General features: G+C 63.4%; 14 protein-coding genes. 8 read left to right on the top strand and 6 right to left on the bottom strand.

Going from position 1 to position 9,117, the window contains the following annotated elements:
• Positions 1 to 152: 152 nt before the first annotated feature.
• Genes B3587_RS14805 through B3587_RS14795 form a run of 3 tightly spaced genes read right to left on the bottom strand, consistent with a single transcriptional unit; the run spans position 153 to position 2,118 of the window.
• Positions 153 to 635 carry a hypothetical protein gene (locus B3587_RS14805; RefSeq protein WP_292730038.1) on the bottom strand — a complete coding sequence of 161 codons (483 nt, stop codon included), beginning with the start codon at positions 633 to 635 and terminating at the stop codon, positions 153 to 155.
• A 40-nt stretch (positions 636 to 675) separates the two neighbouring features.
• Positions 676 to 1,617 (bottom strand): hypothetical protein, encoded by a 942-nt coding sequence (locus B3587_RS14800; RefSeq protein WP_292730035.1) that lies wholly within the window; start codon positions 1,615 to 1,617, stop codon positions 676 to 678.
• Between the two features lie 27 nt (positions 1,618 to 1,644).
• Positions 1,645 to 2,118, bottom strand: coding sequence for a hypothetical protein (locus B3587_RS14795; RefSeq protein WP_292730032.1), 474 nt, complete (start codon positions 2,116 to 2,118; stop codon positions 1,645 to 1,647).
• Positions 2,119 to 2,335: 217 nt separating this feature from the next.
• On the opposite strand from B3587_RS14795, the gene B3587_RS14790 reads away from it, so the two are divergent.
• From B3587_RS14790 to B3587_RS14780, 3 genes are all read left to right on the top strand, one after another.
• Positions 2,336 to 2,620, top strand: coding sequence for a hypothetical protein (locus tag B3587_RS14790; protein ID WP_286793477.1), 285 nt, complete (start codon positions 2,336 to 2,338; stop codon positions 2,618 to 2,620).
• 7 nt (positions 2,621 to 2,627) lie between these two features.
• Positions 2,628 to 3,080, top strand: coding sequence for a GNAT family N-acetyltransferase (locus B3587_RS14785; RefSeq protein ID WP_286793478.1), 453 nt, complete (start codon positions 2,628 to 2,630; stop codon positions 3,078 to 3,080).
• Between the two features lie 437 nt (positions 3,081 to 3,517).
• Entirely contained in the window at positions 3,518 to 3,910 is a 393-nt protein-coding gene (locus B3587_RS14780; RefSeq protein WP_292730029.1) for a hypothetical protein, read from the top strand.
• 129 nt (positions 3,911 to 4,039) lie between these two features.
• On the opposite strand, the gene B3587_RS14775 is transcribed toward B3587_RS14780, so the two are convergent.
• On the bottom strand, positions 4,040 to 4,543 hold the full coding sequence (locus B3587_RS14775) for a hypothetical protein (RefSeq protein WP_286793480.1): 504 nt from the start codon (positions 4,541 to 4,543) through the stop codon (positions 4,040 to 4,042).
• A 221-nt stretch (positions 4,544 to 4,764) separates the two neighbouring features.
• Here B3587_RS14775 and B3587_RS14770 point away from each other — a divergent pair, with 221 nt between their 5' ends.
• Both B3587_RS14770 and B3587_RS14765 read left to right on the top strand, forming a co-directional pair.
• Positions 4,765 to 5,241 carry a DUF2975 domain-containing protein gene (locus B3587_RS14770; protein WP_286793481.1) on the top strand — a complete coding sequence of 159 codons (477 nt, stop codon included), beginning with the start codon at positions 4,765 to 4,767 and terminating at the stop codon, positions 5,239 to 5,241.
• Positions 5,241 to 5,483, top strand: a complete 243-nt coding sequence (locus tag B3587_RS14765) for a helix-turn-helix domain-containing protein (protein WP_286793482.1) — start codon at positions 5,241 to 5,243, stop codon at positions 5,481 to 5,483. The genes B3587_RS14770 and B3587_RS14765 overlap by 1 nt, the downstream gene beginning before the upstream one ends.
• 85 nt (positions 5,484 to 5,568) lie before the next feature.
• Here the strand turns inward: B3587_RS14765 and B3587_RS14760 are convergent, their stop codons facing one another.
• On the bottom strand, positions 5,569 to 6,153 hold the full coding sequence (locus B3587_RS14760) for a hypothetical protein (protein ID WP_286932053.1): 585 nt from the start codon (positions 6,151 to 6,153) through the stop codon (positions 5,569 to 5,571).
• A 271-nt stretch (positions 6,154 to 6,424) separates the two neighbouring features.
• Here B3587_RS14760 and B3587_RS14755 point away from each other — a divergent pair, with 271 nt between their 5' ends.
• The 3 genes from B3587_RS14755 to B3587_RS14745 are packed head-to-tail and all read left to right on the top strand — an operon-like array spanning position 6,425 to position 8,460.
• Positions 6,425 to 6,958 (top strand): RNA polymerase sigma factor, encoded by a 534-nt coding sequence (locus B3587_RS14755; protein ID WP_286793484.1) that lies wholly within the window; start codon positions 6,425 to 6,427, stop codon positions 6,956 to 6,958.
• Complete coding sequence (locus tag B3587_RS14750) at positions 6,951 to 7,961, top strand: hypothetical protein (protein WP_292730025.1); 1,011 nt, start codon at positions 6,951 to 6,953, stop codon at positions 7,959 to 7,961. The genes B3587_RS14755 and B3587_RS14750 overlap by 8 nt, the downstream gene beginning before the upstream one ends.
• Before the next feature lies 1 nt (position 7,962).
• The gene (locus B3587_RS14745; RefSeq protein WP_286793486.1) at positions 7,963 to 8,460 is read left to right on the top strand and encodes a peptidase inhibitor family I36 protein; all 498 of its coding nucleotides are present in this window, start codon (positions 7,963 to 7,965) and stop codon (positions 8,458 to 8,460) included.
• A 77-nt stretch (positions 8,461 to 8,537) separates the two neighbouring features.
• Here B3587_RS14745 and B3587_RS14740 read toward each other — a convergent pair whose 3' ends face one another.
• Complete coding sequence (locus B3587_RS14740) at positions 8,538 to 8,819, bottom strand: hypothetical protein (RefSeq protein WP_286793487.1); 282 nt, start codon at positions 8,817 to 8,819, stop codon at positions 8,538 to 8,540.
• Positions 8,820 to 9,117: the final 298 nt, after the last annotated feature.

The following is a 9,117-nucleotide window of genomic DNA, read 5'->3' as shown; positions in this document are numbered from 1 at the left end:
TACCGCCCGTGGGGGAGCGTTCGCGCTGATCGCGGGATGCGCGTGCGGTATCTAGTCACCCCACTGCGCGCCGATCTACAGAGTTCGGATGAAGAGACCCCGAAGCCGCACAGCTTCGGGGTCTCTTCATCGCTGTCGGGAACGATGTGGAGTCACGCGCAGGTCCACCCTGACGCTGTCCCGTACCCGTAGTAGGTAAGGTCCAGGTACGCGCACACTGTGTCGCTGGGGTCGTTGAGCTGAATGACCCGCGTCCACACGACCGAGGCGTTTGTCTCGTCTGCACCGGCCGAGTTCTGCCATCCGACCTGTGAGTGGATGCTCAGCGCGACTGTTTGAGCTGAACCGACTGCGCTCTGGAATCGCGCGTAGTTTCCCGGGCAGCCGTTTGAGTACTTGATTTGAAGCAGTCCGACGTATACGCCAGAGTTGCTGTAGACATTGACCTCTTTGACCAGGTCGTTTCCGCTGCAGCTTGCCGGGTCGGCGTACCCTCCCCAGTCCGACGCTGAGGCTGCCGCAGCCGGACCTAGCGTGGCGGTGATCGCGAGGAGGACTCCCGCCAGGATCGCGAATATTCGATGCCGAGTATTGTGCGAGCGGGTGCGGTCAACTCGGAAATGAACTGTGCTCATTGCGTACTCCCTCATGGTCTTTCGTCCTGGACGTGGTGGGTTAGCCCTGAGGCCCTGACGGTGCGTACGCGTCGATGAACGTCTGGATGCCGCGTGCGTATCGATCGACATCGGCCTTGATCTGCGACAGCTTGGGGGCGTTGTTGTCGATGAGCACTACTTGGCTGTCCCATTGGGTCTTGTAGAAGATCTCGTCGTACCGGCTGGACGCCGCGCACTCCGCGTCCTGGGTCGCGAGCTTGATCTCGTCCGGTGTCGCTCCCGCCGCACGTTGAGCTTCGCTCCCGTCGAGACCGAAGGTCGCTTTCATCTGGTCTGTCGGCATCATCTCGGGTGTCGCAGGGGCATCGATCCCCGCTTCCTGGAGGCAGGAGTTCCACCTTTTGGCAGCGTCTGACAGGGCGGGACTCGAGAGCGCGATCTGCTTGGATTCGGCGATCAATCCATACACGTACATCTGGTCGTCCATGTTCGGCATGGGGTTCTCCGCTCGGACTGCATCGAGGCACGTGTCGAACACGGCGTTGAACGCGTCGTCGGCATTGAAGCTGTTCACGTACACGCCGAACTCGTCCCAGGCCTGGATGCTCGGTGACGTGGTGATCGGTCGGTGGTATCCCGATCGCGCAGCAAGCTCGGCGTTGAACAGAGTGCGACCTGCATCATTCATCCACTCGAATCGTTCCTCGGTGAGGTCCTGCCACGGGACGGGCCAGGCGTATCCGGCCTCTTCCAGGCATGGCTGTACCGCGAGTTGCTCGCCATAGGCAACTGCGTGGGGATCCGCGATCAAGTAGCTGTCCAATGGTAGAGCCCACCGGGACTGGTCCTGCTCGACATCGATCTCCACCGTCGCAACGTCGCCCGAAGTTGTCGTGGTCGCCGCAGCGGCTGTCGCAGCGGCAGACGCCACGACAGCGGAGATCAGTAGCAGCCCGGCAATGGAGCCCGCGACTGTGGCTTGGGTTCTTGAAGTTCTCATCGTCCTTGTCCCGTCTTTCACCGTGCGTCAGCAGACACCGTCGAGGCAGCTCTCGTAGTAGCCGGATTCGAGGTTGTCGTTGTAGGGCCAGCCGAAGTTGACCGCGACATCGATATACGCTCTTGCCCAATCTCCGGTCCGGTACGTTCCCGTGAAGAAGTAGGTCCACTCATAGTTGCCGTCGTTGTACGCAGACGACACGGTGTTGGCAAGCGACGTGATCGTGCTCGGATAGGTGTACGCGGAAAAGTCCGGAATGTAGTAGAAGTAGTTCCGATACCGGCCGGCGTACCCCAGCGTCTCCCAGTTCGCGTCCCGCCACAGACAGGTCGAGCCGTTCGGGCAGATCGCCTCCGCCTCCCCAGGCGTTTGAGCGTCCGCGCGAAGGGGGACCAGAATCGACAGTGCGACTGCTGCGCACGCGAGGATCGAGACGCGCAAGCGCGACCTCGAACGAGACGAGGGGATCAGATCGCTCGCTGACTCAGTGACCGCTTCCATCTTGACCTCCAACTGCTCACGAGATGACCGTTCAACTGCTCACGAGATGATCGTTCGAGGGATACGTTTGGTGGGAAGCGGATACCTTACAGGGAGTCCGACGGCCGCCCTGAGTGTCCGCGGTCATGTGTGGTGTCAGCGCTGCCGCGCGTCTTGTAAGGAGATCTCCGCCGTGCGGTGGAGTTGAGGCCGAGACCGTGCTCGTACCCTGGGGCGTATGGACGACATCTGGGGCTGGGGCGCGATTGTTGTCGTGCTGCTCGTCCCGATCGTCTTCGGAGCGGTGGGGATCGCTGCTCGCCGACGGCACCGTGCGGGTGACACGACGGCTCCTTCATCCGCTGGTCTCCTCGGCTTCGATGAGCTCTTTCACCCTTCTGCTCACAACGCTCGAGTCACCTGGGAGGCCGAGCAGCAGATCCCGGCCCCGGCTCCGACACCTGGTAAGGGGCCCGGCGTCATCGACGGTAGCGGCCGGATCGTGATCGAGGTCTCGGAGTGAGCGCGTCATGCTGAGAATCCGGCAACGGGTCGACGCTGACATATCGACGGTCGTCGGGTGGATCGCAGATGCGGATGCGCTGAACATGTTCACCGGGCCCAGGCTGGTGTGGCCATTGACGATTGATCAGCTGGCGGCCATGACCGCTACGGATGCCGTCAGTGCGTGGGTGATGATCGACGACAGGGCGGACGTGATCGGACACTTTGACCTTGCTCTGGACGAGGGCACGGCCCGAATCGGCAGGGTGATCGTCGATCCGTCCAGGCGGGGTCGCGGCTACGGTAGCGCGCTTGTCCGCCTGGCGATCGAGGAGGCTCGGGCGCTTGGCGCACGAGCTCTGACGCTGAATGTCGTTGCGGACAATGCGCCGGCTATCGCAACATACGAACGGGCCGGCTTCCAGCAGTTGCCGATGAGCGACCGGCCAGACGTCCGAACGATGGCTCTCACGCTCTGACTCCCGACTCGCCCTACGGAATCGGGCGTTGACCGGTCTGCGAAGCTCGCTGCGCCGTAGCGTCGTCCCCGTGTTGACCGCCGACGGTGTGATCCCTCCGCTGCCGAGACGCATCCCGGTCGCGGGGGTAACTGACCGCTCGCTGTTCCGCCGCGCCAAACGCGATGCAGGGGCACGCCCCGTAGCTGCCTGTGCTCGGTGCTCTGCTCGTCCACCGGTGCAATATCCGTAGCGGACATCATCCGGCGAGGCGATCTAGACTCCCTTGGATGAGGAGGAGAGGACTGGCAGTCATTGCGTGCGTCGCGGGGATCGCTTCGCTTTCGGTGGCGTGCACGGCATCCCCGCCAGCATCGGAGCTTCTGACCGCGGGGCCGAGCCCGTCGGCCACCTCAGCGCCGTCTCCCACGACCGTGCCCACGATGGATCCTGGGTCGGTGGCTGATCCCGGCCCGTGCGAAGGAGCTGTTCCCGCATACCCCCTTGCGGACCAGACCGAGGTCGAACAACTCGGTGGGGCGTCCCTGGCGGTCCCCGTGGACCGAGGCCCGATGCCCCACGCGGCAGGCGAAGCGATCTTGGACGATCAAGGTGTCCCGGTTGCCTACAGGGTCGCACCCAACGACGTCATCTCGACGATCGGCGCCCGGTTCTGCGTCGGCGAACAGTGGCTCCACTGGGTCAACTACGTCCGCCGTGACGGCGATGCGCTCTACGCCGGAGACGTACTCAATCTCGACGCGCACACGATCCTCAGCGTCGGGGACCAGAACGGCGTCGTTCACGACAATGCGCTACCCGAAGGTTTCGTCATCCCACCGCAGCGCTAGGGAACGCTGATACCCCGCACTCAGGAGCGTTGACCGGTTCTGAGTGCGGGGTATCGGTGTCCTAGAGGTCGCGAGCTTGATGCGTAGTGGCAGCGCCTGGATTGCGTTCGAGTCCGGCTGAGACGGGCGTTACGTGGTGAGGTACACCCTCTTGCCTGTGAGTTCTTGCCCCCACGTGATGGTGGAGTACTTCGGGCTGTACGCCTCAGCGCAGACGGTGGAGCCGGAGTACAGCCAGCACGGCCTCGCGTAGTAGCCACTGGTGTAGAAGCTTCCGCGGTTCGGCCACGTTCCGGTCGCGCCGCTCCCATCGAACCCGTACCAGATGTGGGGTGACAGCCAGCCGTGCCAGCATGCGTGCCCCGTGTTGCAGATGCTGTAGACGCTGTTCGGTTGAATCAGCACCGGCGTTAATTCGACACTCTCGAAGGCGCCGGTCGCCGGATCGATGGTGATCGTCACCGGGTCATCGGATTCGAGCAGGGCGATCTCGTCGCTGCTGAGTTCGGAGAACTCTGCAGGCGTGTCCCCTTCGTCGTCTGCGTATGCCGGCGCGCTACCGAAGACGGCACCAACGAGCGCGAGCAATCCGATCGTCGCTCCCGCCAGTCGGGTATGTCTCGTGGTCGTCATAGCTCTCCCTTTCTTTCCGGTTCGCCCCGTCGCGGCCTGGACTGCGGGGCGGTGACCAATAGTCGCGCTGGTCGCTGTCGCGCTGAGGTGCAGCGCGTTGCTCAGTAGTGTTTGCGAAGTCGGGGAATCCTTACTTCTGGTCTGAATCCGGTCGCGCGGCCCTCGACATGTGATCTACTATCGTTATTCGATATATCGTTTTGCGATAGTTGGAGGGCAACATGCCGATCGCTTTTCGCTGGGCCGTGCGGGTCTTGCTGGTCCTGCTGTTTCTCTTCTCGTTGCTGGTCGAGGGGTATTTCGTGCCGCGCCTAGGGCTTGATGTCGTTCACGTCTTCCCCGAAGCGTGGGATCTGTTCGTTCCGGCGCTGGTGTGGTCGATCCTGTTCATCGGCTGCGGGCAGGCGATTCTGGTAGTCGTCTGGCGTTTGGTATCTCTGGTCGCGCGGGAGCGGATCTTCTCGTCGGCCGCCGTGCCGTGGGTTCGTGCGTTGATCGTGGTCGCTGTCATCGCGCTCGTGCTGCTGGTCGCAGCCTTTGTCGCACTCAGCGTGAGGGAGTACACACCGCCGCTGGCGATGTATGGCTTGATCGGACTGTTCTTGCTGTGCTTGACGTTCGCGCTGGTCGTGTGGACGATGCTCGGGCTGTTGCGACGGTCGACCCGTTTCCACGACGAGTTGGAGGAAGTGATCTAGTGCCGATCGACGTTCATCTCGATGAGCAGCTCAGGAGGTCCGAGCTCACGGTCGCCGAGCTCGCCGCGGCGATCGGCATCACACCCGCCAACGTGTTCGTCCTCAAGAACGGCCGCGCCAAGGCGGTGCGCTTCACCACGCTCGCCGCGATTTGCGAGGTGCTCGCATGCCAACCCGCAGACATACTGACGTATCGTGCCGACGACGACGGGACAGCCTCGCCCGGGGTTCTCAGCGAATAGTCAGGCGCGTGGGCACGGGGCGGCGTCTCACACCAATGGAGAGACCCGACCCGCGCGCCGCAAGACGACCAGACCTGCGTGATTCTCACAGGATCTGCGGGTTGATGCGCGTCGTCCAGATGTACATGATCGTCTGCGGGTCATCGAATCCGAGTGAGTCCGTGGCATACGAAACGACGTCAGGCCCCGATGACCAGTAGGAGCCGTTGCTGCTCGCAGAGGAACACCTCTTGTCAGCGATTCCGACGCCGGAGCGCTGGAATTGGATGCATACCTGGATGATTCGCTGACCGCTATAGACATTCGCAGCAGCCTTCGCGTGTCCCTCGTACCACACCCACGCGGTCTCGGTCGAATACGCATAGCTCGAGCCCCAGTACACCATCGGCGTAACCATTCCCGGTGGTGGCGTCGATGGCCATTCGACACCGACAGTCCCACCGGAGCCCGGCTCGGGGAGCACGACCCACTCCTCGGTGACCTCGACGCCGTCCTCCGGCCCGAATGTACGGCCATCGATGAAGACCGTGCCGGAGTCGTCCTGGTTGTTGTCGGTTCCGGTACCGGTGTCACCGTTCGCAAAAGCCGGCGCGCCGCCCAGAAGAGTACCCGCGAGTGCGAGCAGTCCGATCGTCGTCTTCACCAGTCGGGCTTGTCTCATAGTCCTCATGGGTCTCCCTCTCTGCCCTGGTTCGCTCCGCCATTGCACAGGGTTCGGCACGATCATCGGCAGCAGTATCGCCGTGCTCGCGGGCCCCGATCTGACGCGTGTGCTGAGTAGTGTTTGCGGGAGCAGGGAATCCTTACGTGCGGCGCGGCGGACGACTGCTGGGGGTGGGCCGCGGTCGCATTCGGGGTCTTCGAGAGCCGGTGTAAGGATTCGACGTTCTCGCCAAACAAGTCATGTGAGTGTGATTGGTCATGAACGCGGGGGAGTAGACGTGGAGCCGGACCCGGAGGACTTCACGACTCTCTACAAACGTAGCTACCGGACGATCCTGCGTTACATCTACCAGCGCGTGAACGACCATGCGCTTGCTGAAGACCTTACTGCGGAGACCTACGCCCGGGCCCTGGAGAAACAAAAAAATGGAGTGACCATTACGGTCGGATGGCTAATTCGCGCGGCTCGCAACCTGATCGGAAACGAGTACCAGCGACGCGACCGTGCCCAGGCTCGCATGCAGCGGATTGTGATCGAAGAACTCACCGCAGCGGCGCGGAACGAGAACGAGGACGACTTGGAGGTGAGAGCGGCGATGGCCCGGCTGCGCCCTGCTGACGCGCTGGTGCTGCAACTCACCTACTGGGACGGCCTGTCAGCATCTGAGGCGGCGACGTTCCTGGATTGCTCCACGGGGGCAGTATGGGTGCGACTCACTCGCGCCCGGGCAAAGATCCGTTCGATGCTCATGGAGGAGTCCCACATGAGCATCTCGCCGAGGTTGGTTGAGGGTGGTGATTTGGATGGATGATCTGAGTCGGCGCCTTCGCAAGGCCAATCCTCATGAGGGACAGCCCCTGCCCGAGCACGCGGTGAAAACGTTGGATGACTTGCTCACCGGACGCCGCACGCCTCAATGGGATCGATCAGCGCGGTCAGTCTCGCCGCGTCGTGTATGGCGGCCACTGGTGCTCGCCGGATCAGGCTTCGCGGCAGCCGTGACCGTCGTCGCCGTGATCGCGCTCGTGATCTTGCGGCCGGTGCCCGCCGTCGCGATCACGCCGGACCGGTTGCCGCTCGAACCGACTTCCTGGACTGTGGAGACACTGCTGGAGGAATCGATGACCGGTGTCCCAGCTCCTGAGGTTGCCGAGTCCCGCCGCGGTGCGGAGTGGGAAGGCTGGTTCGTGCAGCTCGACCTGGACAGCCCCACCGCGACATTCATACAGCCGCAGCGGACGCAGATCGAGTGGAACGACGATCTCTCTGGCACGAGTCGGGTCATCGCCGGAGTCCCCATGTCCGCCGACGGCTCCCCGATTGAACCGGTACCAGCGTCCGCGGAGGCGACAGGCACGATCCTCTACGAGGACAGTTGGGCGCCTGGCGAGCTCGTCACGCCGTTCCCCACCGCGCCACCTGATGACGTCGACGGCATGCGCGCCTACCTCCAAGCCTTCCTGAGGGAACAAGGCGGGACTGACGCTGACGCGCCGTCGGCGGGCGACTACGTCCTCGCGGTCACCTCCCTGATGCAAGTGTGGACGCTCAGCGAAGCGGCACAGCGCGCCGCGATCACAGTTGTCCTCGACGCGGCCGGTGTCACAGTGGCGGGGGAGACGACCGACCGGGCCGGTCGGTCCGGGGTAGTGCTGAACACCGAGCCCACCGACCTTCAGCCCGACTACCGCACCCGACTCATCATTGACCCTGCCTCCTGGCGAATCCTCGCGGCAGAGACCAACACGATCGACGGACTCCCGGACTTCGGGATTCCCGCCGGCGCCGTGACTGACTACACGATATGGAGATGAAATGACCGGTACCCGTTCTCGTCGACTCGCCGTTCTTGCCGCTGTAGGTGCTCTTGCCCTGGCTCTGTTCACGCCTGGTGTCGCGGCGTACGCGGACGATACCAGCGAGCTCCAAGCCCGCGTTGACGCCGTGCTCGCGGAGTTCCCCGGTGGATCCCAGACAGCACCCAACGAGGTCACCTGGGAGGACGGGGCGGTGATACTCACTCTTGCGGCCGACGAGGGTCTGATCACCACGATGGCGGTCGGGTCCTGCGCAACCGGCTACTACTGCGCCTACTCCGGGTACAATCTCTCGGGAAGCAAGCTCAGCTTCTCCGCCTGCAACACGACACAGTCAACGGGCGCTCTCAGCGTCGTCCGATCGCTCGCGAACGCACGCAGCAGCGGCTACGTGCAGGGCAAGAACTCCAGCGGCACCGTCCTCGCCACGGTCAGCGCCGGTGGCTCCCTCGCCTACGCTTCCACCAGCATCACGAAACTGACCTGCGTGAGCTGACGAACCCTCAGCGACACGTCTGCAGGCAACCAGCAGGTGGTGTACGCCTCATTGGGGGAGGGGGCGCGGCAGGTGCCTTACGGCGCGAAGGTCGCGCCTCCTGGCGCGAGCAGCAAGAACCATCCGATGGCCACGACGACCGCGCACCCCGCGGGCACAAGGCCGGCAAGAGCGAGAAAGAACTTCCGACGCTCCGGCTGTCGCCGCGCCTGTATTAGTGCCAGCACGAACGCAACGATGATCAGCGCAGCCGCCACCACCCAGAGGAAGCACGCGATGCCGTAGCCGATACCTGCCTCGGTCGAGTCGTAGCTTGTTGTCTCACGCAGCTCTCCGTTGTACCACGCGAGCCCCGTCATGCCGAGTGAGAGAATCCCGGCGAGGCCCGCAAGACAAGCGAGAACGCCGCTTGCGATAACGCCCGCTGTTCCTGGCGACCCCCCCTCATTTGACGAATCGTTCAGGTCATTGGAGCGACTCATCTCGTTTGGGGACTCGGACGAAGTGGTTCGAGCGGACGACCATGCCCGGGGCCTCGTCGTCATCAGCGCAGTTCTCCGGGGAAAACATGAGTGAGCAGGGTGAGGAGGGAGCTGGAGGGCTCTCCGTCCAGCGGGCATCTTGTCGTTGAGTGCTAGGCCGTGTTGATCAAGTCTG

Source organism: Microbacterium sp. UBA837 (assembly GCF_002296025.1).
Lineage (GTDB): Bacteria > Actinomycetota > Actinomycetes > Actinomycetales > Microbacteriaceae > Microbacterium.
This window is presented reverse-complemented; position numbering and strand designations above follow the sequence as displayed.